The 25611-nt window shown below is 69.5% G+C and carries 24 protein-coding genes; 12 read left to right on the top strand and 12 right to left on the bottom strand.

Annotated features, from left to right (window positions below):
• Nucleotides 1-136: 136 nt before the first annotated feature.
• The gene (locus DKM19_RS11180; RefSeq protein WP_204358752.1) at nucleotides 137-1915 is read left to right on the top strand and encodes a beta-propeller fold lactonase family protein; all 1779 of its coding nucleotides are present in this window, start codon (nucleotides 137-139) and stop codon (nucleotides 1913-1915) included.
• Between the two features lie 152 nt (nucleotides 1916-2067).
• Here the strand turns inward: DKM19_RS11180 and DKM19_RS11175 are convergent, their stop codons facing one another.
• Nucleotides 2068-2871, bottom strand: a complete 804-nt coding sequence (locus DKM19_RS11175) for an SAM-dependent methyltransferase (RefSeq protein WP_369990473.1) — start codon at nucleotides 2869-2871, stop codon at nucleotides 2068-2070.
• Between the two features lie 191 nt (nucleotides 2872-3062).
• On the opposite strand from DKM19_RS11175, the gene DKM19_RS11170 reads away from it, so the two are divergent.
• Together DKM19_RS11170 and DKM19_RS11165 are read left to right on the top strand one after the other, a co-directional pair.
• Nucleotides 3063-3551, top strand: coding sequence for an adenylate kinase (locus DKM19_RS11170; protein ID WP_110695639.1), 489 nt, complete (start codon nucleotides 3063-3065; stop codon nucleotides 3549-3551).
• A 140-nt stretch (nucleotides 3552-3691) separates the two neighbouring features.
• Entirely contained in the window at nucleotides 3692-4321 is a 630-nt protein-coding gene (locus DKM19_RS11165) for a hypothetical protein (RefSeq protein WP_110695638.1), read from the top strand.
• Nucleotides 4322-4364: 43 nt separating this feature from the next.
• On the opposite strand, the gene DKM19_RS11160 is transcribed toward DKM19_RS11165, so the two are convergent.
• Nucleotides 4365-4805, bottom strand: coding sequence for an ester cyclase (locus DKM19_RS11160; RefSeq protein ID WP_239514195.1), 441 nt, complete (start codon nucleotides 4803-4805; stop codon nucleotides 4365-4367).
• Between the two features lie 444 nt (nucleotides 4806-5249).
• Here DKM19_RS11160 and DKM19_RS11155 point away from each other — a divergent pair, with 444 nt between their 5' ends.
• The 5 genes from DKM19_RS11155 (at nucleotide 5250) to DKM19_RS11135 (ending at nucleotide 10880) form a co-directional block, all read left to right on the top strand.
• A complete protein-coding gene (locus DKM19_RS11155; RefSeq protein ID WP_110695636.1) occupies nucleotides 5250-6719 on the top strand; it encodes an extracellular solute-binding protein in 1470 nt (489 codons plus the stop codon).
• A complete protein-coding gene (locus tag DKM19_RS11150; protein ID WP_110705645.1) occupies nucleotides 6719-7654 on the top strand; it encodes a carbohydrate ABC transporter permease in 936 nt (311 codons plus the stop codon). The genes DKM19_RS11155 and DKM19_RS11150 overlap by 1 nt, the downstream gene beginning before the upstream one ends.
• 52 nt (nucleotides 7655-7706) lie before the next feature.
• Nucleotides 7707-8657 (top strand): carbohydrate ABC transporter permease, encoded by a 951-nt coding sequence (locus DKM19_RS11145; RefSeq protein WP_110695635.1) that lies wholly within the window; start codon nucleotides 7707-7709, stop codon nucleotides 8655-8657.
• Between the two features lie 86 nt (nucleotides 8658-8743).
• Nucleotides 8744-9757, top strand: a complete 1014-nt coding sequence (locus DKM19_RS11140) for an NAD(P)-dependent alcohol dehydrogenase (protein ID WP_110695634.1) — start codon at nucleotides 8744-8746, stop codon at nucleotides 9755-9757.
• Between the two features lie 4 nt (nucleotides 9758-9761).
• Nucleotides 9762-10880 (top strand): ABC transporter ATP-binding protein, encoded by a 1119-nt coding sequence (locus DKM19_RS11135; RefSeq protein ID WP_110695633.1) that lies wholly within the window; start codon nucleotides 9762-9764, stop codon nucleotides 10878-10880.
• Nucleotides 10881-10913: 33 nt separating this feature from the next.
• Here DKM19_RS11135 and DKM19_RS11130 read toward each other — a convergent pair whose 3' ends face one another.
• Complete coding sequence (locus tag DKM19_RS11130; protein ID WP_204358750.1) at nucleotides 10914-11705, bottom strand: SDR family NAD(P)-dependent oxidoreductase; 792 nt, start codon at nucleotides 11703-11705, stop codon at nucleotides 10914-10916.
• A 323-nt stretch (nucleotides 11706-12028) separates the two neighbouring features.
• Between DKM19_RS11130 and DKM19_RS11125 the strand changes: the two genes are divergently transcribed.
• Both DKM19_RS11125 and DKM19_RS11120 read left to right on the top strand, forming a co-directional pair.
• Nucleotides 12029-12868, top strand: coding sequence for a class I SAM-dependent methyltransferase (locus DKM19_RS11125; RefSeq protein ID WP_110695631.1), 840 nt, complete (start codon nucleotides 12029-12031; stop codon nucleotides 12866-12868).
• Nucleotides 12869-13166: 298 nt separating this feature from the next.
• Nucleotides 13167-13811, top strand: a complete 645-nt coding sequence (locus DKM19_RS11120) for a TetR/AcrR family transcriptional regulator (RefSeq protein ID WP_110695630.1) — start codon at nucleotides 13167-13169, stop codon at nucleotides 13809-13811.
• Between the two features lie 329 nt (nucleotides 13812-14140).
• On the opposite strand, the gene DKM19_RS11115 is transcribed toward DKM19_RS11120, so the two are convergent.
• The 8 genes from DKM19_RS11115 to DKM19_RS11080 all read right to left on the bottom strand — a co-directional run bounded on the left by DKM19_RS11115 (nucleotide 14141) and on the right by DKM19_RS11080 (nucleotide 23112).
• Complete coding sequence (locus tag DKM19_RS11115) at nucleotides 14141-15664, bottom strand: serine/threonine-protein kinase (RefSeq protein WP_239514194.1); 1524 nt, start codon at nucleotides 15662-15664, stop codon at nucleotides 14141-14143.
• Between the two features lie 5 nt (nucleotides 15665-15669).
• Nucleotides 15670-17262 carry a S1C family serine protease gene (locus DKM19_RS11110; RefSeq protein WP_110695628.1) on the bottom strand — a complete coding sequence of 531 codons (1593 nt, stop codon included), beginning with the start codon at nucleotides 17260-17262 and terminating at the stop codon, nucleotides 15670-15672.
• Between the two features lie 554 nt (nucleotides 17263-17816).
• A complete protein-coding gene (locus tag DKM19_RS11105) occupies nucleotides 17817-18401 on the bottom strand; it encodes a Uma2 family endonuclease (protein WP_110695627.1) in 585 nt (194 codons plus the stop codon).
• 68 nt (nucleotides 18402-18469) lie between these two features.
• Nucleotides 18470-19117: an adenosylcobinamide amidohydrolase gene (locus DKM19_RS11100; protein ID WP_110695626.1), complete on the bottom strand. Its 648-nt coding sequence runs from the start codon at nucleotides 19115-19117 to the stop codon at nucleotides 18470-18472.
• On the bottom strand, nucleotides 19114-19956 hold the full coding sequence (locus DKM19_RS11095) for an ABC transporter ATP-binding protein (RefSeq protein WP_239514193.1): 843 nt from the start codon (nucleotides 19954-19956) through the stop codon (nucleotides 19114-19116). The genes DKM19_RS11100 and DKM19_RS11095 overlap by 4 nt, the downstream gene beginning before the upstream one ends.
• Nucleotides 19957-20024: 68 nt before the next feature.
• Nucleotides 20025-21038 (bottom strand): iron ABC transporter permease, encoded by a 1014-nt coding sequence (locus tag DKM19_RS11090; RefSeq protein WP_110705643.1) that lies wholly within the window; start codon nucleotides 21036-21038, stop codon nucleotides 20025-20027.
• A gap of 63 nt (nucleotides 21039-21101) precedes the next feature.
• Nucleotides 21102-22067: an ABC transporter substrate-binding protein gene (locus tag DKM19_RS11085; RefSeq protein ID WP_110695625.1), complete on the bottom strand. Its 966-nt coding sequence runs from the start codon at nucleotides 22065-22067 to the stop codon at nucleotides 21102-21104.
• Nucleotides 22068-22458: 391 nt separating this feature from the next.
• Nucleotides 22459-23112 carry a TetR/AcrR family transcriptional regulator gene (locus DKM19_RS11080; protein ID WP_110695624.1) on the bottom strand — a complete coding sequence of 218 codons (654 nt, stop codon included), beginning with the start codon at nucleotides 23110-23112 and terminating at the stop codon, nucleotides 22459-22461.
• Nucleotides 23113-23213: 101 nt separating this feature from the next.
• Between DKM19_RS11080 and DKM19_RS11075 the strand changes: the two genes are divergently transcribed.
• The gene (locus DKM19_RS11075) at nucleotides 23214-23843 is read left to right on the top strand and encodes a rhomboid family intramembrane serine protease (RefSeq protein ID WP_162641424.1); all 630 of its coding nucleotides are present in this window, start codon (nucleotides 23214-23216) and stop codon (nucleotides 23841-23843) included.
• A 14-nt stretch (nucleotides 23844-23857) separates the two neighbouring features.
• Here the strand turns inward: DKM19_RS11075 and DKM19_RS11070 are convergent, their stop codons facing one another.
• Nucleotides 23858-24712: a Gfo/Idh/MocA family protein gene (locus tag DKM19_RS11070; protein WP_110695622.1), complete on the bottom strand. Its 855-nt coding sequence runs from the start codon at nucleotides 24710-24712 to the stop codon at nucleotides 23858-23860.
• 230 nt (nucleotides 24713-24942) lie between these two features.
• Between DKM19_RS11070 and DKM19_RS11065 the strand changes: the two genes are divergently transcribed.
• Entirely contained in the window at nucleotides 24943-25524 is a 582-nt protein-coding gene (locus DKM19_RS11065) for a histidine phosphatase family protein (protein ID WP_110705642.1), read from the top strand.
• The last annotated feature ends 87 nt before the right edge of the window (nucleotides 25525-25611 follow it).

The raw sequence follows: 25611 nt of genomic DNA, 5'->3' as shown, positions 1-25611 counted from the left end.
CACGACGCGTACGGCGGGCCGGTCCCGCCGCCTGATCTGGGCCGGTTCCAGCGCGGGCGAGGGTGGACGGGGCACCCAGGCGCATGAAGGCGTCATCGCGCGCGGCATCATCCTTCGACTCACCCTGAGGAACTTCATGCTTTCCACCACGCACGTCGTCACGCCCTTACGACGACGCACGATGGCAGCCCTGTGCGCGCTGCTGACCGCCCTAGCCATGACCGGCCTCACCACCCTGCCCGCGCACGCGGCCGCTCAGACCTTCGCCTACGTCGCCAACCTTGCCGCGGGAACCGTGTCGGTCGTCGATACCGCCACCAACGCCGTCACCGCCACCGTCCCGGTCGGCCAAGCCCCGAACGGGGTCGCGGCATCCCCGGACGGCAGCCGCGTCTACATCACCAACAGCGGCGGCGGCACCGTCTCGGTGATCGACACCGCCACCAACACCGTCACCGCCACCATCACCGTCGGCGCAAGCCCGGCGGGCGCGGCAGTGTCCCCGGACGGCAGCCGCGTCTACGTCGCCAACGGCGGCGGCAGCAGCGTCTCGGTGATCGACACCGCCACCGACACCGTCACCGCCACCATCGCCGTCGGCACGGTCCCGTTTGGGGTCGCGGTGTCCCCGGACGGCAGCCGCGTCTATGTCTCCAACCACGATTCCGACTCGGTGTCGGTGATCGACACCGCCACCAACACGGTCACCGCCACCGTCCCGGTCGGCCAAGCCCCGAACGGGGTCGCGGCATCCCCGGACGGCAGCCGCGTCTACAGCGTCAACCAGAACTCGGCCACCGTGTCGGTGATCGACACCGCCACCAACACCGTGGTCGCCAACGTCGACGTCGAATACGCCCCCTTCACGGTCGCACTGACCCCGGACGGCAGCCATGCCTACGTCGGCAACGTCGCCTCCGGCACCATCTCGGTGATCGACACCGCCACCAACACCGTCACCACCGCCTTCAGCGTCGGCGACAGCCCGTACGGGCTGGCTGTGGCCTCGGACGGCGCCCACGTCTACGCCGCCAACAGCGGCGACGACAACGTCTCGGTGATCGACACCGCCACCAACGCCGTAACCGCCACCATCGCCGTCGGCGACTTCCCCTACGCGGTGGCCTTCGCCACACCTGGCGCCGCGCCATCCACCGACCTCCGCGTCACCGTCGCCGACTCGGCCGATCCCGTCAGCCAGGGCGGCACCTTCACCTACACCGCGACCATCACCAACAACGGGCCCGACGCCGCCACCGGGGTGAGCCTGTCCACCGCCCTGTCCGGTACGGCCCGCACCATCGTTTCCGCCGCCGCTTCCCAAGGCTCGTGCGCCATCGCCGCGCCGACCATCACCTGCCCGATCGGCGTGCTGGCCAATAGCGCCTCGGCCACGGTGACCGTCACGGTCAAGCCCACCGCCACCGGCACCCTGACCGCAACCTCCGCGGTCACCGGCACCAAAACCGACCCCACCCCGGCCAACAACACCGACGCCGAAAACACCACCGTCAACACGCCGCCCGCCGCCGACATCGACGTCAATTTCGGCGCACAGCCGCACCTGGGCATCCTGGCGCCCTACCTCAGCTACACCCTGACCGCCCACAACACCGGCCCAAACGCGGTCACCTCCGCCACCCTCACCGCGACCCTGCCGCCGGGCAAGATCGCCACCAACCTGGCAGCCGGATGCACCAGCGCCGCCGGGTCGGTCACCTGCGCCTATGGCGCGATCGCCAGCGGCGCAAGCGCGAGCAAGACCTTCCGCCTGCCTCTGCGGCTGCTCTCCCTCGGCCAGGTCACGGTCACCGGCACGCGCACCACCTCCGCGCCCGCCGACCCCAACCCGGCCAATGACAAGGCCTCAGCCACCTGCACCGTCGTCTCCATCCTTCTGACCACCTGCCCCTAAATGCGGGGGGGGTGCCCGGCGGATCGGCGCCGGCCCATCCGCCGGGCACCCCGGCGAGCAGTCGGTCGCGGCCGACCTCGACGCCGTCGCAAACGATCCGGAGACGTGGGCCGCGCACGACGGTATACGGCGTCGCGGGAGTGGCTGGAGGGTCAGCCGCTCTTGCGACCGACCGCGCCGAACTCGGACGTCGGTGTGGTGTCGTTACCGTCCGGACGCCACCGCGAGCAGGTGACCAGGCCAGGATCGAGCAGGTCGAGGCCGTCGAAGAAACGGGTGATCTGCTGCGGCGTACGGACGGCCATCTTGGCGGAGCCGCCGTCGTTCCACATCTCAAGAGCCCGGTCGACGGCCTCGGCGTTGACCTCACGGGTCGGGTGGGACATCACCAGGTAGCTGCCGGCGGGCACCGCGTCCATCAGCGTCCGGACGATCTCGTAAGCCTCTTCGTCGTCGATGACGAAGTTGACGATGCCGAGCAGCATGACCGCGATCGGCTGATCGAAGTCCAGCGTTCTGCGGGCCTCCGCCAGGATCCGGCCCGGGTCGCGGACGTCCGCGTCGAGATAGTCGGTGGCTCCCTCGGGACTGCTCGTCAGCAGTGTCCGGGCGTGCACCAGGACCATCGGGTCGTTGTCCACGTAGACGACCCGGGAGTCGGGAGCGGTCGCCTGCGCGACCTCGTGGGTGTTGTCGGCGGTGGGTAGCCCGGTGCCGATGTCGAGGAACTGCCGGACACCGGCCTCACCGGCAAGATGCCGCACCGCGCGACCCAGGAACTCCCGGTTGAACCGAGCCGACTGCACCAGCTCCGGCATGAAGGCGAGCACCTGTTCCGCGGCCTCGCGATCGGCGGCGAAGTTGTCCTTCCCGCCGAGCAGGTAGTTCCACAGTCGCGCGGAATGGGCCACGGAAGTGTCCAGCTTGGCCCATATTTCATCCGTGATGGGAGAAATGTCCGGCAACGGGGGCTCCTGCACAGGTCGAAAACAAATGATCGTTAAGACAGCCTACGGCGTCCCGTCGAGATTCCTCGTGAACTCCGTCGATTTCGACGATCACGCGACGTGGCAGCAGGAGGAGAAGTCCATGCGCCGGCGGGGCGGCGGCCCGGTGCGGAGCACCGCCCCCGGGGCATCATGGAAGCGTGAGACGAGTGGTGATCCTCGGTCGGGGCGGCGCGGGCAAATCGACTCTCGCCCGCCGTCTGGGCGACGTGACGGAGTTGCCCGTCATCGAGCTGGACACGCTGTTCTGGCAGCCCGATCTCACCGCGACGGCTCCCGCCCGATGGGCGGCTCGTCAGCGGGAGCTGGTCCAGCGGGACGCCTGGATCCTCGATGGCGACCTCGGACCCTACGACAGCGCCCTCGACGTGCGGCTCCGCGCGGCCGACACCATTGTCGTACTGGACTTCTCCTTTCCCCGATGCGCCTGGCAGGCGATCCGGCGAGGCCGCGAACGCGCCGACTTCTGGCGCTGGGTGTGGGCCTACCGGCGACGCGGCCTCCCCCGGTTGGCACAGGCGATCACCGCGCACGCTCCCCACGCGGACCTCCGCCTGTTGCGCAGCCCCCGGGCGGTCCGGCGATTCCTCACCGGACTCTCCGGAGACGACCAGGCCCCCGACCGGTAGCCCCGGACCCGGAATCCCGCCTGGCCGGCCAGGCGTCTCCGGAAATCACCTTGCTCACAGAATGTGTCTATTCGGATACGAAGGGTACGGCGGTGAGGGAAGGTGCGAATCGGAGCGCCTGAAGTTCTTCAGGGGGAAAAATGCCTGTACGGGGTGCCCGGTCCGTTGCCGTCCCGGCGGCGGCATTGCTGGCCGTGACGCTGCTCGGCGGCTGCGCCGGCGACCAGACGACCACCGCGAATCCCGAGATCGTGGCGACCAGGAACTCTGCGCCCGCGCCCGATCTACCGGACCCCGGCGTCCCGCCCGCCGCGGGTGCACCGGCGGCGGAAGCCGACCAGGAGTACGACGGGGAGTGCCCGGCCACCGCCAACGCCAGGCCGTTCGCCAAGACGCGTTTCGCACTGCACGCGGGCCTCGCCCTCGGCGCCTTCTATCGCTACATCTACAAGCCGCTGCGGAGCGGCGGCTTCGAACGCGGGGCGCAGAGACGGAAGCGGAACTTCCTGAAGGCGGCCGCGGCCGGTGCCTTCACCCTTCACGAGCTGAAGGTCGCCAGGCGCTTCGCCATGGCCAACCCGACGTTGTGCAAGGGGACCAGGGCGGTCAGCGACAGCTTCGACAACCTGCTCGGCAAGCTGAAGAACGGCACCGCCACCCAGGCCGACCTCGACGCCAGCATGAAATCCTTCGAGTCCCTGCGGGAGAACGCCTCGAAGAACGGCTACAACTTCAGGGAAAGGAACGTCACCGTCCCCAGCGCGAGCTGAACGCGGCCTTCGGCCTGGCGATGAGCGCCCGACCCACCTCGACCTACACGGCGAAGCCGTCAAGCCTGGTCAGGCCGAAGCCGAGCTGGCTGTACAGCTCCAGCTGATCGAAGTATTCCCGGTGCGTGACGATCATGTCGTTGGCGACGTGGGCCGCGCAGGAGGCGCGGACCGTGATGCGACGGCCGGTTCCCTCCAGTTCGCGCCCGCCGGGCAGGAGGAGAGGCCCCATGTGGGTGCCGGTGATCGTCCATTCCGTGACCGCGGGCTCGTCGCAGGCGACCTCGAACCACGCCGTCTGGTGAAAGTCCGGGAAGCTCTTGAAGAGCTGCTCGTAGTACCAGGCGATCTGCTCATGCCCTTCTGCTATGCCCGCCGGCCCGACAAGGACGGCGTCCGGGCTGTAGCACTCGATCACTCGGTGCAGATCGTGAGCATTGACCGCTTCGCACAGTCGGTTCTTGGTCTCCCAAGGATTGGACATGACAATGGCCTTTCGCTGGTCGGGGGACGAGGCATCGGCCCGCGGAGGCCCCGACGTGGTCGGGATGGCAACGTCGCGGCGCCTCAGGCGGCATCCCGTCGGGTCTGAGCCTCGACGGCGTTCTTTCGAGGCTATCCATCAAGGAGTCAGCCACCGATCCCAAGGACGTTGTCTGTGCGTCATGGAAGGTGCTGCGGTTTCCCGACCAACCCATAACGGTGCAAGCAAGGCAAAGCACGGCTCCATTCGATCGAGCGCGTTCAACGAACCCGCCGCCACTCCTCGGTTCAACAAACCCCGCCGTCACTTCTCAATGAAAACCAAGGCCCCACATTTTTGGGACAAAACATCACATATATGTTTAAATCAATACTTTCGCGATATAACTGCATAAATGGGATAAAACTATCGTCGTTGCCCTGACCTGCGGTGTCGGGAGGTGCAGTGAGCGACCATCCATCTCAGCCTCAGCCGAGCAGGCGTGACGTTCTCCGTGGCGCACTGGCCACCGGAGCCTCCCTCACACTGGCCGGGAGCCTGAGCTCCTGCGGTTCCCACAGCGACGTGGCGCGCGTCGCCGGCGGCGACGAGTGGCGGCAGTTCAAGGGCGCCACCCTGAACTTCATCTCGGAGAACACCGCTCCCACCGCGGCCATCGCCGCGAACCTCCGCCCGTTCACCGACCTGACGGGGATCAACGTCAACATCGTGACGCTGGAGCTGACCGCGCTGGTCCAGCGGGTCGCCCTCGACCTGGCCTCGGGCCGGGCCCAGTACCAGGTGGTCTACGCCGACCCCTACCAGGTGCTCGCGCCGTACCAGCGGGGGCTGGTGGACCTGCGCTCGTTGCAGGCCGATCCGAACCTGCCGGACCTGCCCCTCGGCCTCACCGACTTCATCCCCACCCAGCTGGACGCCGCCGGCCGGTTCGTCGAGTCCGCGCCCGTCTACGCCCTGCCGTACGACGCCCCGACGATGATCTGGCAGTACCGGCGCGACCTGTTCGACAGATACCGCGACCGCATGACGAACGACCTCGGCTTCGACCCCCAGCCGAGCGGCGACCGGACGTGGGAGGAGTACTTCAGGATCGCCGAGTGGTTCAACAAGAACGCCACGTCGGACGTCGCGTACGGCACCGGGCACCAGGGCCGCCAGCACGACTCCCTGATGAACGACTTCAGCAACGTGCTCTGGTCCTACGGGGGCGACTACTTCGACAACGGCAAGGAAGTCGGGCGCATGGGGTCGCGGAGCCCCGGTCCGTGCCGGATCGACTCCGACGCCGCGATCACGGGCGCGGAGTTCTACAACCGGCTGCTCGGCATCGCCGACCCCGCCTCGAAGACGTGGGACTGGGACGGCCTGGGCGCCGCGTTCCGCGCGGGACGGCTGGCGATGTGCCCCAACTGGCACGAGTACGCGGCCAGCAACGAGGAGGTGCTGCCCGGCAAGGTCGACTACTCGCCGCTGCCCAAGGGCCCGGGCGGCACTGCCAACATGTACGGGGGCACGGGGGTGGCGATCAGCGGGAACACGATGCCCAACGAGCGTGGGGCGGCCTGGCTGTTCATCGTCTGGGCCACCTCGCCCCAGACGCAGCTCGCCAACCTCAAGAGCAAGGCCGGTGGGGGCACCCCGACGCGTACCTCCGTCTACGAGCTGCCAGAGGTGCGCGCGGCCGAGAAGCGGCCCTCGTCGATGCCCAACATGCTCACGGCCGCCGCGGTGCGGCAGGCCTGGAAGCCCGACAAGATCGGCCTCCGGCCCAAGATCCCGATGTGGAACGAGTGCAACACCGCGATCTTCACGCAGCTGTCCCGGATGCTCACCGGATCGGTGCCGCCCGAGGAGGCGATGCGTTCGATCAAGGATCGGGTGGACCAGATCGTGGAACGGGGGTGGGTGGCCTGATGGCGCATGCCGCAGACTCCTCACCGGTGCTCCGCCAGGCCACCCGGCCGCAGCGCACCGCTCCCAAGGAGCCGCGCTTCGGCTTCGAGGGCAGGATGATGACGCCCGGCCTGATCCTGCTGGCCGCGCTGTCGATCGTGCCCTTCCTCGCCCTGATCGCGATGAGCTTCTCCCGCGTCCTGCTGCTGGGCGGGGTCCGGCTCGAAGTGGTGGGCATCACCAACTGGGTGCGCTTCTTCACCGACGCCGACATGTGGATGTCGTGGCTCCGCACGATCATCTACTTCGTGCTCACCGTCGGGCTGGAGATGGCGCTGGGGGTGGGCATCGCGCTGTGCCTGTACCGGGTGCTGCGCGGCCGTAACGTCCTGCTCAGCCTGCTGCTGCTGCCGATGTTCGCCGCGCCCGTGATCGTCGGCCTGCTGGGCCGCTACCTCACCGACTCCACCTTCGGGCTCTACGCGTGGGTGCTGCGCTCCCTCGGCTACACCGGCGACATCCTCGGCAGCCCCACCGGCGCCTTCGCCGCCGTCGTGCTGATGGACGTGTGGGAGTGGACCCCGCTGATCGCCCTGATCACCCTGGCCGGCCTGTCCAGCGTGCCGCAGTCGGTGCGGGAGGCCGCCGCCGTCGACGGCGCCCCGGCCTGGATGACGCTGCGGTACATCATCTTCCCCGCGATCGCCAACGTGCTGCTGGTCGCCCTGCTCATCCGCTCGATGGACGCCATCCGCTACTTCGACATCATCTGGGTCACCACCAACGGCGGCCCCGCGGACGCGACCAAGATCGTCCCCATCCGGCTGTATGAGACCGCGTTCCGCTTCTTCGACCTCGGCTACGCCGCCGCCATCGGCCTGGCGATGCTGGCCTTCTCGATCTTCATCGCCCGCACCTTCGTCCGGCTGCTGGACACCAGGGGGTTGACCCGATGAGATCACGATCATCCGTACCCCGGCAGGCCGCACGGGAAGGGGGGCCGGCCCGATGAGCACCTCGATGACGCCGCGGTCGTCCGTACCCCGGCAGGCAGGCCCCGATCAGGCCGTACGGGGGAACGGGCACGGGGTCCTCGCCGCCCCGCCGGGGGTGCCGCAGTCCCCGCTGGAGGAGAGCAGCCGGCGCTCGCGGTGGGTGGTGGGGCTTCTTCTCGCGGTGGCCCTGCTCTGGACGCTGGTCCCGCTGCTCTGGATGCTGCTGTCGTCGTTCAAGAACCGCACGGACGTGACCTCGGCCACGCCGCAGGTCCTGTTCACGCCGACCATGGACAACTACCGCAACCTGTTCACCGGCTCGAACAACCTCGGCCCCTACATCTGGCACAGCGTGCTCGCCGCCGGGATCTCCGCGCTGCTCGCGGTCTGCCTGGGCGCACTCGCCGGCTACGGCCTGGCGCGGACCCAGATGCGCGGAAAGAAACACCTGGCCTTCTGGATCATCTCGACCCGCATGGCGCCCATCGCGGCGGTCGTGGTCCCGCTGTTCCTGATCTTCCGCGGGCTCGGCCTGATCGACTCGATTCCCGGCCTGGTGCTGGCCTACCTGACCTTCAACCTGCCGTTCGCCATCTGGCTGATGAGCGCGTTCTTCGCCGAGGTGCCGGCCTCCCTGGAGGAGTCGGCGCTCGTCGCCGGCTGCACCCGCTGGCAGGCCTTCCGCACGGTCATCCTGCCGCTGACCAAGTCGGGGCTGGTCACCACCTTCGTGCTCTGCCTGGTCTTCGCCTGGAACGACTACGCGTTCGCCGTGGTCTTCTCCGGTCCCAACTCCCAAACGCTGCCCATCGCCGCCTCCCAGCTGGTCACGCAGACGGGCATCGACTGGGGCCAGCTCACCGCCATCGGCACGATCGTGGTCGTGCCGATGATGCTCGCCGGGCTCGCCGTGCGCCGCTGGCTGGTCACCGGGCTCACCCTCGGCGCCGTCACCGGAGAGTAGGAGCGTGGGCCATGACCTCGCACAACGTTCATCCTCGGTCCCAACACCGGCGAGGAGGCGAAAGGAGGGCCACGCGCGAGCACACCATGCGCGCGGCCGTGCTGCACGGCGTGGGAAAGATCACGTTGGAGGAACGGCCCCGGCCCGAGCCCGGCCCGCAGGAAGTGCTCGTACGGGTCTCCTCGGTCGGGACGTGCGGTTCCGACGTGCACTACTACGAGCACGGGCGGATCGGCGACTTCGTGGTGGAGTCACCGCTGGTGCTCGGCCACGAGCCCTCCGGGACGGTGGTCGCCACCGGGGCCGGGGCCGGCCGTCACCGCCTGGGGCAGCGCGTCTCGCTGGAGCCGGGAATGCCCGACCTCATCTGCCCGCAGTGCCGGGCCGGTCGCTACAACCTCTGCCCGCGGATGCGGTTCTTCGGCACCCCTCCGATCGACGGCGCCTTCTGCGAGTACGTCGTCGTGCACGAGGAGTTCGCCCACCCCGTCCCCGACGCCCTGTCCGATGACGCCGCCGCCCTGATCGAGCCGCTGTCGGTGGGCGTGTGGTCCTGCGGGAAGGCACGGGTCGGGCCGGGCACCCGCGTGCTCGTCACCGGCGCGGGCCCGGTCGGGCTGCTCTGCCTGCAGGCCGCCCGGGCCTTCGGCGCCACCGACGTCATGATCACCGATGTCAACCCCGTCCGGCTCGGGCTGGCCCGCGACCTGGGGGCGAGCGCGACCCTCGACGTACGGGAGGACCGCCTGGCCGATGCCGCGTTCGGCCCCGACGTACTGCTCGAATGCTCGGGTCATCCCGCCGCCATCGGGGAGGCCGTCCGCTCGGTCGAGCGGGCCGGCCGGGTCGTCCTCGTCGGCATGGGCGGGGACGAGATCCCGCTGCCGCTGGCGCACGTGCAGACGCGTGAGCTCGAGGTGACGGGCACGTTCCGCTACGCGAACACCTGGCCGACGGCCATCGAGCTGGTCGTCTCGGGACGCGTTCAGCTGGACGCCCTGGTCACCGGCCACTACGGCCTGGCCGAGGTCGAGCAGGCGCTCACGGCGGGGACCCGCGACCCCGGATTGGTCAAGGCAGTCGTACAACCGCAGGAGTGATGACATGGCCAGAGTCCTTTACGACGAGGCGACCCGCGTTTACCCCGGGTCCACGCAGCCCGCGGTGGACGCCCTCGACCTCGACATCGCCGACGGCGAGTTCCTGGTCCTCGTCGGTCCCTCCGGCTGCGGGAAGTCCACCTCCCTGCGCATGCTCGCCGGGCTGGAGAGGGTCGACGGCGGGCGCATCGCCATCGGCGAGCGTGACGTCACCCACCTGCCGCCGCGCGACCGGGACATCGCGATGGTGTTCCAGAACTACGCGCTCTACCCGCACATGTCGGTGGCCGACAACATGGGCTTCGCCCTGCGGGTGATCAAGGTTCCCAAGGACGAGCGCGACCGCCGGGTTCTCGAGGCGGCCCGCCTGCTGGATCTGGAGGAGTTCCTCGACCGCAAGCCCAAGGCGCTCTCCGGCGGCCAGCGGCAACGCGTGGCCATGGGCAGGGCGATCGTGCGCGAGCCGAAGGTGTTCCTGATGGACGAGCCGCTGTCCAACCTGGACGCCAAGCTGCGCGTGCAGACCCGAACCCAGGTCGCCGCCCTGCAGCGCCGGCTCGGGACGACGACCGTCTACGTGACCCACGACCAGGTCGAGGCCATGACGATGGGCGACCGGGTCGCGGTCCTCAAGGACGGGCTCCTGCAGCAGGTCGACACGCCGCTGCGCCTCTACCAGCAGCCGGCCAACGTCTTCGTCGCCGGCTTCATCGGCTCCCCGTCGATGAACCTGGCCGAATACCGCGTCGAGGGCGAGGAGGCGGTCCTCTCCGGTGGGACGCGGACGCGGCTGACTCGCGAGACGCTCAAGGCGCTCAAGGACGAGGGCACCGACCGCGTCATCCTGGGCTTCCGGCCCGAGGCCGTCGAGGTGGTCGGCGACGCCGACAAGGACCACACGACCTTCCCGGTCACCGTCACCGTCGTCGAGGAGCTCGGCTCGGACGCCTTCCTCTACGGCCAGTACGCCGACGCGACCGATCCGGCTCTCCGTGAGCAGACCGTCATCGCCCGGGTCGACCCCACCGCGCCGCCGTCCAAGGGCGCCCGCGTCCTCCTGCGGATCGTGCCGGGCAAGGAACAGCTCTTCTCGGCGAGCACCGGCCTGCGACTGCCCACCTGACGGCCGGACGCGAACCTCGATCCCGGCAGGGACTCATATCGTGAGGCCGCCGTCGACGGGCACGACCGCGCCGGTGACGTACGAGGCGCGGTCGCTCAGCAGCCAGGCGGCCGCTTCGGCGACCTCCTCCGGGTCGGCGACGCGGCGCAGCGGAGTGCCGGTGCTGAACTCCTCGACGATGGTGGGTTCCTCCGCGACCAGCCGCTGGAACATCGCGGTCCTGGTGGTGCCCGGAGCGATGGCGTTGACCCGGATGCCTTCGGGCCCGTACTCGACGGCGGCGGTTTCGGTGAGGCTGTTCACCGCCCGCTTGGAGGCGGAGTACGGCCCCAGCTTCGCGCTGGCCCTGAGGCCGGCGGTACTGCTGTTGTTGACGATCGCCCCGCCCCCGGCCGTCGCGCGCATCGCCTTGATCTCCGCCACCATGGCCAGCCAGACGCCCTTGTAGTCGATCGAGGTGACCCGGTCGAAGTCGTTGTCGGGCACCTCGGCCAGAGGTACGTGGGAAATGGACACTCCGGCGTTGTTGAAGGCGACGTCGAGGCGCCCGTGGCGCTCCACCACCGTGTCGACCGCGTTCTGGATGCTCTCCGCGTCGGCCATGTCGGCCACCACGTAGTCGGCGGTGCCTCCGGCCGCCCGGATCTCGTCGACCACGTCGCTCAGCTCGGACTCGGTGCGTGAGGTCAGCACGACCGACGCGCCCTCCCGGGCGAAGAGCCGTGCGGCGGCGGCGCCGATGCCCCGCCCCGCCCCGCTGACCAGTGCCACCTTGTCTTCGAGAAGCCCGTGAGCGGCGGCGTTCCTACCGTTGCTTTCTGTCATCGGTTTGCTCATATATCCAGTTTGTGGCAGTTGGACCGCCCTGGACCCCCATCGGTGATATCTCGCCGACCTGCGATAACGGTCGTTCAACGGATGTAAACGCGGGCAAACCGGCGTGCGGCCCTCGCCTTTCGCGGCGCGCGCCGTCCGGGCCGGACGAACCGTCCGCCCAGGGCCTCCTGATTTTTGTGTCCCGTTGACACTCCCGGCCCCGTACACCATTATGAACATGTATTCATGAACGTGTGTTCATAATAGAGGCACAACCTAATCGAGACCCCGAGGCCGACGGAACCATTCGATCGTGCCCGCAGGAGGAAATGATGCATTCCATCGTCAACACCGAGCAGGCCGAGGCGTGGAACGGCTACGAGGGCAACCACTGGGCCGATCACCAGGACCGCTACGACGCCGTGAACAGCGGATTCAACGACCATCTGCTCGCGGCGGCCGCCATCGGCGAGCGGGACCGGGTGCTCGACATCGGGTGCGGAAACGGGCAGGTGACCCGGCTGGCCGCCCGGCGGGCGCGGCTCGGGCACGCCGCGGGGATCGACCTGTCGGCGCCGATGCTCCAGCGGGCACGCGCCACCGCCGCCGACGAGGGGGTCGCCAACGTGACCTTCGAGCAGGGAGACGCCCAGATCCACCCCTTCCCCGCCGCGGGCTTCGACGTGGCGGTCAGCCGCTTCGGGATCATGTTCTTCGCCGACCCGGTCGCCGCGTTCGCCAACATCGGCCACGCGCTGCGACCGGGAGGCCGCCTCGTCTTCCTGGCCCTGCGGGACATGAGCGACAACGACCTGGGCGCCGCCTTCGCGGCGATGGCCGAACACCTGCCTCCGGACTCCCTGTGGCCCGCCTCCGACGGGCCGGAGTCGCTGGCCGACCCGGCCCGCATCCGCGAGGTGCTCACCGGCGCCGGCTACGAGAAGGTGACCTCGGTGCCCGTCGAGGCGCCCCAGGTATGGGGTAAGGACGCCGCGGACGCGGCCGGGTTCCTCCAAGCCTGGGGCCCCGTCCGCCACATGCTCGGCCAGGTCGACCAGACCGCCGCCGCCCGGGCCCGTGACGCGCTCACGGCGGCGATGCGGCCCTACGAGGAGCCCGACGCCGTACGGCTGCGCGGCGCCGCGTGGCTCGTCACCGCCACCCACCCCTGACCAACCGCCAGGCGACGACGCGGACCGTACACAGAGGAACCCGACACCGCACGGCTACGCGGCGCCGCGTGGGTCGTCACCGCCACCCGCCCCTGACCAACCGCCAGGCGACGACGCGGACCGTACACAGAGGAGCCCGACACCGCACGGCTACGCGGCGCCGCCTGGGTCGTCACCGCCACCCGCCACGCGACGACGCGGACCATACGCGGAGGAACCCGACACCGCACGGCTGCGCGGCGCACCCTCATCGCCTGCCGGGCGACGCGCGGGCCGTGGCACTCATACGATGCATGTGATGTCACCGAGAAAAGCAGCCGTCCTGCGTGACGGCGGCGGTCAGAGCCTGCGCGAGCACCTGATCTCCGCCGCCGAACGCCTCATAGCCCTGCGCGGCACCGTCGGCCTCACCGTGCGCGACATCGCCCGGGAGGCCCAGGTCGCCGACGGCGTGCTCTACAACCACTTCGCGGGCAAGGAGGAGCTCCTCGCGCTCGCCCTGCACGCCCACGTCCAGACCGTGGAGCGCGAGCTGGGCGAGCTGCCCGGCAAGGCCGGCAGCGGCACCGTCGAGGCCAACCTGCGCGCCTACCTCACCCACGGCGTGGCCCTGCACACCGCCATCCTGCCCGCCTTCGCGGGTCTGCTCGGCCGGCCCGAGGTCCTCGCCCTGTTCGCCGGCATGCCCAGTCCCGTCGGAGACGGGCTGGGGCTGCGGGCGCACCTGGCCGGCTACCTGCGCGCCGAGCAGGATCTCGGCCGCATCGCCCAGGGCGTCAGCGTCGAGGCCGCCGCCACGATGATCGTCGGCGCCTGTCACGAGCTGGTCCTGCCCCCCATGCTCTTCGACCCCACCGCGGCCTCGGTCCAGGTCCCGCCCGGCTTTGTGGACGATCTGGTCGCCATCGTCATGAACGGCCTCCGCCCGGCCCGAACCCCCTGAACGAGCCGCCCCCTGCCTCGGCGCCCGAGAGCGATAATCGCGCAACCGGTGAGCTCGGATTTCGACGCCGTGCGGAGGTATCGAAAGGAGAGAAGGAACCGCCGCGTCCGGAGACTAAAGAACCGCCGCATTTGGGACTAAAGCCGCATTTCCTTCATGCGTACGGGACGGGCTATCCCGAAAATCCGCCCACAGGTGAGACAAAAGCCATTACCCCCAAAATGGCATATTTCATCCGATAGCCGTTCTTTGGGACGACCAAGCCCAATAACCGCTCCCGAAGGCACGGGCCGAAAGGACCGGCACTTCTTCCACGGGCCGGAGGATCGCTACGTCGGGAAGGACACGCTCCGGATGAACCGGTTGGCCAGCGCGTTGTCACACCGGCTGGGCGCGCAGAAGTAGATCACCAGAGCGGGTTCGTCCGCCCGCTCCACCGCCCACCCCGTGAAGTCGAGCTGGCCACCACGCTGCGGGTCGGCGATCGACCCCTCCAGCCGTACGGCGGGCTGCCCGCCCACGCTCACCTGGACCACTTCGGAGAAGACGCTGACCTTGCCCGGCAGCGAGGACTGCAGGGTCTCCTGCAGCTGCTGCGCCCCGCCCCGGGGATCAAGCGTGTCCAGTGTCTGCGCGTAGAAGCCGGTGGCCTCCTCCGGCGTGTTCTTGATGGTCTCGTTCGCGTTCGCCCAGTCGGCGGTGACCGGCGTGGCGAAGAGCGTCCGGAACTCGTCCGCGTGCGGCGAGGCCACCACGAACACGTCCGCCTGCTGCTGCAGCGTCCAGTCGGCGGGATGTTCGAACGCGATCGGCACGGCGGCCGAGCCCTTCTGGGCCGTCCAGTCGTCGCCGCCCCGCAGGACCGTCGCGAGCACCGCGACCAGCGCGATGATCGTCACGATCGCCACCGCGGCACCGATGAGAATGCCCTTGCCGCCGCCGGGCTTGGGCTGTCTCCTCCTCGCCTCCTCGGTCGGCGCCACCCTGGCGAACTCGTAGGGCTGACTCGTTCCGCTGATCGCGTCACGCAGCTCGGCGATGAACTGCGCGCAGGTGTCGTAGCGCTGTTCGGGCGATTTGGCCAGCGCCCGCATCATGACGCCGTCGACCTCCAGCGGGAGGTCGGGCCGGAGCGTGGTGAGCGGCGTGGGCGCCTCCGCCAGATGCGCCCAGAGCAGTGCGATCTCGTTGTCGCGCTGGAACGGCAGCTGCCCTGCCAGCGCCTCATAGACCACGCAGGCCAGGGCGTACTGGTCGCAGCGGCCGTCGATGCGCTCCTTGTTGATCTGCTCGGGCGCCATGTAGCGGGGCGTGCCGATGAACTGGTCGGTCTGGGTCAGCCCGGAGAGCGAGGTGCGGTGCTTGGTGATGCCGAAGTCGGTGAGATAGGCGTGGTCGCCTTCGGTGTGAGCGGCGATCAGGATGTTGGCGGGCTTGACGTCACGGTGGATCAGATCGTGCGCGTGAGCGGTGTCCAGCGCGGCGGCCACCTGGGCGAAGATCCGGTTGACCTGGCTCACCGTCATCGGCCCGCGGTCGTAGAAGATCTTGCGCAGGTCGGGGCCGTCCACGTAGCGCATCGCGATGTACAGGGTGCCGTCGTCGGCGCTGTCGGCCTCGTAGATCGGGATGATGTTGGGGTGGTCCATGCTCGCGACCGTCCGCGACTCCAGGACGAAGCGCTGGCGGAACCGGTCGTCCTCCCCGAGCAGCGGGTTGAGGATCTTCAGTGCGACGCGACGGTTGAGCCGGGGGTCCACCGCGAGGTAGACCACGGCCATGCCGCCCTTGCCGATGAGGTCCTCGATGTAGTAACCGGCCACCTCCCGCCCGATCAGCGCCCTGTCATTCATGGACATCACGTCTTGACAGACTGGCCGCAGTATCCGCAGAAGCTGTGGGCGGGGCCGAGGCCCATCCCGCAACCGGTGCAGTATTTCTGCTGCGTGGGCGTGTCGGCCGGTTTGCTGCCGGGCTCCCTCTTGGTGTCGGGCCCCTTCGCGACCAGCACCGGCTGGCCCGGCGAGGTGGGGGTCCTGGGCAGCGCGGGGAAGGAACGGCCGACCACGATCGTGGCGTCGGCCTTCTCGTCTAACGCCGGTCCCGGCGGAGCGGACGGCGGATTGGTCAGGGGAGGCCTGGTCTGCGCGGGCGGGTTGGTCAGGGGAGGCCTGGTCGGCGCGGGCGGACTCTCCGGGGAATCCGGTGCGGACGACCTGCGGCGCCAGAGCAGCAGCGCGCACACCACCACGACCCCCACGAGCACGGCCCCGGCGACGAGAAGCGGCCAGAGCGGCGTCTCTCCCGTGTCGGCGACGGCGGTGGCTCCCTTGGTCCCCGCGTCCTCGGCGGTGCCGCGCTTCTGCTGGGACGTCTTCAGGTGCGCGGCGGCCACGGTGTGGCCCGGATAGAGGTCAAGGACCCGCTGGAAGGCGGGGACCGCGGCCCCGTAGTAATGGGTGTGGAAGCGGGTCAGCGCCTGCTCGAAGGCGGCGTCGATCGGGCCGCGTCTGGGGGCGACGTCGGCCTCGGCCAGCGCCTTGGTGACCTCCCGGATGCCGATCATCCTGGCGTCCTTGCCCCCGCCGACCAGCAGCCCGACGACCTCGCCCTTCTTGTCCTCGATCACCGGCCCGCCGATCAGCCCCCTGTCGACGAGGGCCCCCAGCTTCTCCGGCTCGTTGACCTTGCTCTCCGGATCCCTGAACTGCCGGCCGCTCTCACCGGCGCCCCCCGCCCGCAGGTGACCGATGTCCACGGTCTCCGGGAGGTTCGCGGCGGGTCGCCCGGTGAACCCGGCGACCGCCACCGGCGAGGCGTCCTTGGTGGGCACCACGGTGGCGAGCGGCGCCGTGGGCAGGCCCGCACCACCGTCGGCGCGCCCGACGGGCCTCAGCACGGCGGGGCTGTCGGGCTTGTCACCCGTGCGGACGATCTCGGCCTTGAACCCCTCCTTGTCGGCAGGGGCGATGTTGGGGAAGACCCTGAGGTCGGTGGTGACGTCGAAGATGCAGGTGGCGGTGGGCTGCTTGGGCGGGTAGCACTCCTGCAGGTGGTGGTTGAGCTGCTCGTCCTTGAGGGTGTGCCGCTCGAAGTCCGCGGGAATCTTGACCTTGTGGTGCGCGGCGAAGATCTTGTTGGCGGCGTACACCTCGAGGTCGAGGTCGTTCTTGACCACCCGGGTGAGGGTGACCATGGCGCCCTCGGGATTGACGACCGTGCCGGTGCCGGTGCCGATCGGCACATCGTAGGAACGCTCCACGTGGAGCAGTTCGCCGATGTGGTCGAGCAGGGTGACCTTGATCTTCGCCGTGGCCTCGATCCGGACCACCGCGGGGGTCACCAGATCGGTGATTCCACTGGGATGCTCGTGGGCGAGCGCGGGGGTCACCGCGGCCACCGCGAGTGACAGGCCTCCGACCAACGCCAGGAACGAACCGAACCGCCGCATCGCCACTCCCTACAGGGGATAGGACAAGGGTCGCAAAGAGCAGCGAATAAGTGAACCGTCTGAGCCCGAAGAATTGGGTTTCTTCCCGCGCTTACCTGCGAAAGGTAACAGCTTGGGAACCTTCACCCGGCTTTTCCCCTTGACATTCACGGTCTTTCGCTTCATCCGCACCCCGCCGTGAGCAGATGCGCAAAGTCTATGCTTCGCGTGCCCGATCCGGCGAGAATGCGCGCCCTCTCGGCAACAACACCACAAAGCCATCCTCAGCCATCGCACCCCTCTGAACAGCTCCGGCGGGACAACGGCCTTGCGTCGCAATAAACTAGCACAAGTAGGTACAAAAGCGAAAAATCGCCCACTTCTACCCATGTCGTACAACCATCACGTGAACAGTCAGGTGAGCCGGATAGATCACGCTCGGACAACGGCGTGCCAGGAGAACCGCCTGCCGTTCACGGCGGGGACGGCGACCCGGTTTTCAGTCGCCGCCCTGCCGGAGCCGCCGGCCGAAGGCACGACGCCCCGAACGCGGCGGACGCACCCGCATCACCGCGCTAGGCACGGGGCCGAACGAGCACTGCGGGATCGAAGCTCATCTCGAAGGGCGCGAGCAGGGTCGCGATCTCTCCCGCCTCATGCTTCTCGGCGGGCTTGTACTCCTCGCCGGCGAGCTCGTGGACGTAGAGGGACGGCCCCTCGGAGAGCTCGATCCGCCAGTAGGCGGGAATGCCCGCGGCGGCGTAGACGGACCTCTTGATGTGACGGTCTCGCGTCTGAGTGCTCGGGCTGACCATCTCGACGGCCAGCAGGATGTCGTTCAGCGCGAACATCAGCTCCGTCCTGTCGAGGGCCTCCGTCGGCACCACCACGAGGTCGGGGATGAGGAAGTCACGGGGGCCCACCCGGAGATTGACCTCCTGCAGCGGCTGAAACTCCGGCGGTGCGGCATCTTCGAGGATCCGCACAAGGCGCAGGCTCGCATACTGATGCATAGGCGTGGGCGAGGGACTCACCAGTAGGCTCCCGTTGAAGAGCTCGTAGCGGTTTCCGTCGTCGGGAAACGTGAGCAGGTCGTCGACGGTGAACGGCGGCTCTCCTTGGAGGACCGTCCGCTTGGTCGTCGGCTCCGTCGTTGCCATTACGGTCACCTGCTCAGTATCGGGAGTCCTGCCCTCACTCACATGCTACTTCCCGCGATTCCACTACCTTATGTAATTGATTGATCACGATTCGCACAGGCTTGGGCACCCTGAAGTACGGCGGTGTGGACCGCGCGGGCGATGCGGGCGCCCCAGGTGGAACGGGGGCCGCCGAAGAGCTCCTCGGGTCCGTGATCCCGTACGGCGACGCAGACGGCGTCGGAGGCCGTGCCCGTGCAGGCGAAACCGGCCTCCGCCAGCGCCTGGGACTTGGCCTCGGTCACCGTCATGACCGCGTTGACCAGGGCGGCGTCACTCATGGCGACCGGCACGGCGACGATGATGTTGATCGTGCCCGGGACGTACAGGGGCGCGAGCTCGGGGTCGGGGACGCCGTCGGGGGCCGCGGCCCAGGTGGGGACGCGCAGGCCGACGGTCGCCGCCGCCTCCGCTCCCCCGTCGTCCGCCCGGACGAAGCGGTCGACCGAGGCCGCGGTGAGCATGCCGACGCCGGGCCCGGCGGGGGCCATCTCGAGCAGGTGGTCCACCGGGTCCATCCGGGAGTAGCCGGCGACCACCTGGGCGTTCAGCGCCCACTCCGCCGGGCCGATGCCGCCGCCGAGCATCGCCGAGGAGATGGCCCGCCGTCCGGGACCGAACTCCCACAGCAGCGATCCCAGCCTGGCCCCGTCCTCGTCGCGGTAGGTGAGTTTCAAGGGCGCTCCAGGTGGACCTCGGGCCGGCCCCCGGGACCGGTCGCGACGCGGACGCGCGCGTCGAAGTGTTCGCCGATCAGCTCCCCGGTCAGCACCTCGGCCGGGGTGCCGGCGGCCGCGACCCGGCCGCCCGAGAGCAGCGTCATCGAGTCGGCGTACTGACCGGCCAGGCTCAGGTCGTGCAGGGTCGTGACGACGGTCAGACCGTCGGCCAGCCGGAGCCGGTCCACGAGCTCCAGCACCTGCTGCTGGTGCCCCAGATCCAGGGCGGTCGTGGGCTCGTCGAGCAGGAGCACGGGGGCCTGCTGGACCAGTGCCCTGGCGAGCACGACGCGCTGCCGCTCGCCGCCCGACAGGTGGCCGAGCGTGCGGGAGGCGAAGGGCGACAGGTCGAGCCGGTCCAGCACCGAGGCCGTCACCTCACGGTCGTGGCGGCTCTCACGGCCCAGATAGGGGATGTACGGCGTGCGGCCCAGCAGGGCGTAGTCGAACACGGTCATGTCGACCGGCAACGCGGGAGACTGCGGGGCATAGGCGATCAGCCGGGCCCGGTCCCTGGGCTTGAGCCGCCGGACCGGCGCGTCGTCGATGAGCACCTCGCCCGAGCAGGGCAGCACCCCGGCCATGGCCTTGAGCAGCGTGGACTTGCCCGCGCCGTTCGCCCCGATGACGGCCAGCCAGTCGCCGTCGCGGACGTCGAGGTCGATGCCGGACAGCACGCTCCGCCGTTCCAGCACGACCGCGAGGTTCCGCACCCTGACCCGGCTCGCGATCTCCTCGCCTCCCGGCTCGGAGCCCGCGTTCGCAAGCTCACCGTTCCCGCCCGCGCGTCCGCTCACGTCTCCGCCCGCCTGGTCAAGCCCAACCCCGCCCACGCCTCCACCCGTCTGATCGCGTGCGGTCCGGTTCACGTGTCCACCCGCCTGGTCACGCGCAGCACGGCCACGAAGAACGGCGCGCCGACGAAGGCGGTGACCACGCCGATGGGCAGTTCGGCCGGGGAGAGCACGGTCCTGGCGATCAGGTCGGCGAGGACCAGGAAGGCCGCACCGCCCATCAGCGAGAGCGGAAGCACGATCCGGTAGGACCCTCCCGCCAGACGGCGGACCACGTGCGGGACCACGATGCCGACAAAGCCGATCAGCCCGCTGACCGCGACGGCCGCCGCGGTGGCCAGGGAGGCGGCGAGCAGCACGACGAGCCGGACGCGAGTGGCGTTGAGGCCGAGACTGGCCGCCTCGTCGTCGCCGACCGAGAGCACGTCGAGCAGCCTGCCGTGCAGCAGCATGATCACCACTGAGACGACGGCGTACGGGGCGACCAGCGTGACCTGAGCCCAGCCCCCGCCGACGTCGCCGAGGATCCAGGAGTAGACGCGCTGCAGCTCCTCCACCCTGAGCTGCTGCAGGAACGTCTGGATGGCGGTGAGGAAGGACGAGACCGCCACCCCCGCGAGGACCAGCGTGGCGGTGCCGCCACCCCGGCCCGCCACGTTGCCCAGCGCGTAGGCGAGCAGGACGCCGCCGATGGCCCCGGCGAAGGCCGCGGCCGGGATCAGCAGCCCCTGGTCGTCGCCCTTCATGAACACGATCGCCACCGTGGTCGTGAGACCGGCGCCCGCGGCGGCCCCCAGGAGGTAGGGGTCGGCCAGAGGGTTGCGGAAGACACCCTGGTACCCGGCGCCCGCGGTGGCCAGCAGCCCGCCGACGATCGCGGCGAGCAGGACCCGGGGCAGCCTCAGCTCGAACAGCAGCCCCTGCTCGACGGGCGACAGTCCCGAGTCGACCGAGACGAAGGGCAGCCAGTCGAGCAGTTGCAGCGCCACCCTGGTCGGCCCGATATCGGCCGCGCCCACCAGCAGTCCCGCGAGCATGCTCGCCAGAAGGATGCCCACGGCCGCCGCCACCACCGCCGGGCTCAGCCGGGTCGCCCGCCGTCCCCGGGAACCGCCGGAGGAGTCGGAGGGACGAGAAAGATCGGTCACCTAGTCGGTCGTGGCCTTCTGCACGGCGTCGCCGACCTGCTTGGCGAGGTCCACGACACGCGGGCCCCAGCGGGAGGCGACGGCGTCGTCAAGGGCGATGACCCGGTCGTTCTTGACGGCGGAGAGCTTGGACCAGCCGGGGCGCTTGGCGATGGTGTCCCTGGACTGGGCGCAGCACTTGGTGTCGGCCAGGAAGATCAGGTCCGGGTCGGCCTGGGCGACGAACTCGGCCGACAGCTTGGGATAGCCTCCGGCCGCGTCGGGGGCCTTGTCGGCGATGTTGGTCAGGCCGAACAGTCCGTAGATCTGGCCGATGAAGGTGCCGGAGGTGGCCGCGTAGGGCGTGACGTCCAGCTCGTGATAGTAGGTGAGCTTGGTGTCCTTCGGCGCGGTGGCCGCGAGCTCCTCCATCTGCTTCTTCATGTCGGCCGCGACCTCGTCGGCCTTGGCCTTGTTGCCGGTGGCCGCGCCGAGGTCGGCGATCTGGTCGTAGGCCTCGTCGAGCTTGGTGGCCGCGGGCTCCAGCAGCACCGGAATGCCGATCTTGCTCAGCTCGGCCACGACGTTGTCGAGGTCGTTGGCGAGCACGATGAGATCGGGCTTCCTGGCGATGATCGCCTCCACGTTCGGCTTGAAGCCGGACATGTCGCTCTTCGGCGCCTCGGCGGGGTAGTCCGACTGGTCGTCCACCGCGACGACCTGGGGTCCGGCTCCGATGGCGAACAGGCTCTCGGTCGCGGTGGGCGACAGGGACACGATCCGCCCGGGCTTCCGGGCGAGGACGACGGAGCCGTTGCCCGCCTCGACCGTGACCGGGAACCCCTCCGCCGCGGCGGGTGCCGCGGTCGTGGGGGCCGCGGAGGTGGGATCCGCGCTCGGAGAGGCGGTGGTGGAGCTCTGACCGCATCCGGCCAGGGCCAGCACGCCGAGCAGCGCGCCTGCGAGGGCGGTACGTACGGGCCTCAAGCGAGGTCCTTTCGGTTGCCGGAAGAAAGAGACCCGAAGAAGGGACGGATCACCCTTTTCCACGAGGGTTGGCAGCGTCGGCGCAGCGGAGGCGACCTGGCTCGATCCGGGGGGATCATGACAGTTGCGGGACAGCGCCGGACTCACACCGGACTTCGCTACGCGCTGCGCGTCAGATAGACGCTATCAATTCACCCGAACACTCCAGCATCAAGGGCTTTCGGCCCGCCCTTCCACCCAAAGGACCGGCCGGAATCGTGCGAGACCCCGCGCGATGGCGATCGGCCTGCCTCCGTCTCGCGCGTACGGATCGACCCGCCCCCACCCCACGCGCGCGGATCAACCCGCCCCCGTCTCACACGTACAGATCAACCCGCCTCCGCCGCACAGCTCAATCCGCCTCCGCCTCGCGCGTGCAGTACGCGCCGAGGCCGCCTTCCAGTACGTCGAAGGCGTGCTCCGCGTTCGCGACGGCGTCCGGATAAACGGCATCGGCGGACTCTCCCTCCAGGAGACGCCGCACGTTTTCCGCCACGAGCACGTTGCGGACGCTCAGGATCTGTGCGGCCGCGACGCGAGCGGCGATGTCCGCCGCCTCCGTCTGCCCGGCGAACTCCCGTGCCAGGAAATCCTCGCTGCGGGCGAAGAAGACGTAGACGCGCTGCGTCAAGGAGGGAGTGACGCGGACGAGCCGCTGGACGTTGAGCACCGCCGGGTTGTCGTTGAGACCGGTCGCCGCGTCACGAACGGCCAGCGCGGCGAGGAAATGGCGGCGAAGGGCCGTGATCGCCGACTCTCCGACCGCCCGATCCCTGACGATCCGGGCCGGCTCGTCCACGTGCTCCTCCATCGGAGCTGTGACCAGGTCTTCCTTGGTCGGGAAGTAATTGAAGACGGTCTTCTTGGAGACATCGATGGCCGCCGCGATCTCCGCGACGGAGACGTTGTCGAAGCCTCGTTCCACGAACAGATCGATCGCGGTTTGCCACAGAGAGTGGCGAGTCTGAAGCTTCTTGCGCTCGCGCAGGCGGAGTTCCTCGGTCATGCACACCAATATACCGGGTGAAAAAATAGTCTCAGGATAAATATTGCCTTGGTGTAATTTTCGTCCTTATAGTCGTGGGCATGACCACCGAGGAGACCTCCATGACCGAGAGCGCCGAACCGGCAGCCCTCCCGCCCCGGTCCGAGCGCACCACCGCACGCCTCAGCCAGACCTGGCTGACCTGGACCGTTTTCACGGTCACGGCGACGACCACGGTCGCGGGTCTGCTCTCTCCCGCGGTAAGGGAGGCGATGAGCAGGACTCCGGGTTTCCTCGACGGCCAGTGGTGGCGACTGATCAGCCCCATATTGATCAATCCGGAGGGCTGGCATCAGATCGTCTTCAACGCCGCCGCGCTGCTCGTCCTCGGCACGGTCGCCGAACGGGTCTACGGCCGGCTCCGCTGGATCGCCCTGTACCTGGCGGGGGCGCTCTCGGGGGAGATCTTCAGCTACGCGATGGGCGACTACAGCGCGGGGTCCTCCCTCGCCATCGCGGGACTGCTCGGCGGGCTCACCGCCTGGGTGGTCCTCGGCCATGCCCGGCTACCCGCCTTCCCCCGCGTGGGGGCTGTCGCGCTGTCGGCCGGGGCCGTCCTCCTCGTGGTGATCGGTGACGCGCACGGCGCCCCGATCCTCATCGGATTCGCGCTGGGCTCGCTCATGCTCTGGCACGCACGCCGTACGGGAAGCCCGATCCCCACCGCGAAGCAGGTCGACCCGCAGTCCTAGTCAGGCGCCACCGCCTACGTGAGCTGCTCCTCCGCGGCGGCGATGATCTCCTGGAGGTGCAGGCCGTGCGCGGCGTCGAGAGGGTGCCCGCCGCCGCGCCGTACGGTCGTCGCGAACTCGGCGAGCATGAGGGAGAAGACGTCGTCGCCGAGCTGGGTGTCGTTGATGGACTCCCGGCCCAGGCGGCCGTAGATTCCCACGTTGGAGGGCGGTAGCTCGCCGGGAACGCTCAGGCACAGCGAGGCCTCGCTGACCGAGCCGGTCTCGTGCTCCAGCAGCAGGCCGACCCAGCCCCGCGGGTTGCCGTGGGCTCGGACCCCGACGACCCTGCCGAGCGAGGCCTCCAGTAGGTCGATCATGTGGGGGCCGACGTCGAGGATCGCACCGCGCTCCAGCCGCCACGGGGTGGCGAAGTCTCCTCCGAGCATGGCTCCGGTGATGTTGGCCGCGTGCCCGCCGAAGGGCTCGATGGCCGAGACCCTTGCCAGGAACGCCCGGGTCGCCGCGGAGTAACGCCAGGTGAGGACCATCTGGGAGGCCACGCCAGCCTCGGCGATGGCTCCGGCCAGCCGCCGGGCGCCGTCCAGATCTGCCGCGAGCGGTTTCTCCAGCAGCAGTGCCTTGCCCGCCTTGGCGGCGAGCACGCCGAGCTCGGCCTGCACGGCGGGCGGCACCGAGAACGCGACCGCCTCGCAGTTGTCGAACAGCTCCTCGATCCGCTCGAAGACCGGGGCCCCGAATCTTCTCGCCGCCTCGGGTCGCCGTGCCCACACTCCGGCCAGGCGCGTGTCCGGCCCGGCCGCCAGCCTCGGCGCGTGCACCATTTCGGCCCACGGCCCCGCGCCCACCAGACCCACAGATATCGTCACGTAATCCAGTTTCTCACGCCCCCATGTTCCGGCCGCGTGCTCGGGTCGCTCTACCGCGGCACCGGCGGTCCAGGGGCGGGCTCGCAGGGCGCCGTCGGACCGGCGGCCCGTGAGCGGGCCCACGGGGTGCCCGTCGAACCGGCGGACCGGTGCCCGCCGTACGGCCCGTGGGCGGGCTCGCGGGGCGCGGTCTGACCGGTGTTCGCCGTACCGGCATGATGGGCTTCATCATGAACCAGATGATTCTGCTGCGGCACGGCGAGACCGAGTGGAGCAGGGACGGCCGTCACACCGGCCGCACCGACCTGCCGCTCACCGACAAGGGCGAGGACCAGGCGCGAGCGCTCGCCCCACTGGTCGAAGGCCAGACGTTCGACCTGGTCCTGGTCAGCCCCGCCCTGCGGGCCCGGAGGACGGCCGAGCTCGCGGGGCTGAAGGCGTACGATACGGAGCCCGACCTGTGGGAGTGGGACTACGGCGGTTACGAGGGCATCACCACCGACACGATCCGCAAGACCCGTCCCGGCTGGTACCTCTGGCGCGACGGGGTCGTCCCCGGTGACGACGAGCACCCCGGCGAGAGCGCGGAGCAGGTCGGCGCCCGCGCCGATCGAGTGATCACCCGGGCCAGGGCCGCCGAGGGCGACGTCGTCCTGGTCGCCCATGGGCACTTTCTGCGGGTGCTGTGCGCCCGCTGGCTCGACCTGTCCCCCACCGACGGCCGGCTCTTCCGCCTGGACACCGGCACCTACTCACGACTGGGCTTCGAACACGCCGAGCCGGTCGTCCTCACCTGGAACGCCCCCGTCTGACACGGGGACGAACCGCCCGGCCGCATCGGGCGGGCTCCCCGCCGTACGGAAACCGCCTCCTCGATCCTGGCGGACGCCCGGCCGTCC

Origin of the sequence: Streptosporangium sp. 'caverna', assembly GCF_003203775.1 — a bacterium.
Classification (GTDB): Bacteria; Actinomycetota; Actinomycetes; order Streptosporangiales; family Streptosporangiaceae; genus Streptosporangium; species Streptosporangium subroseum.
This window is presented reverse-complemented; position numbering and strand designations above follow the sequence as displayed.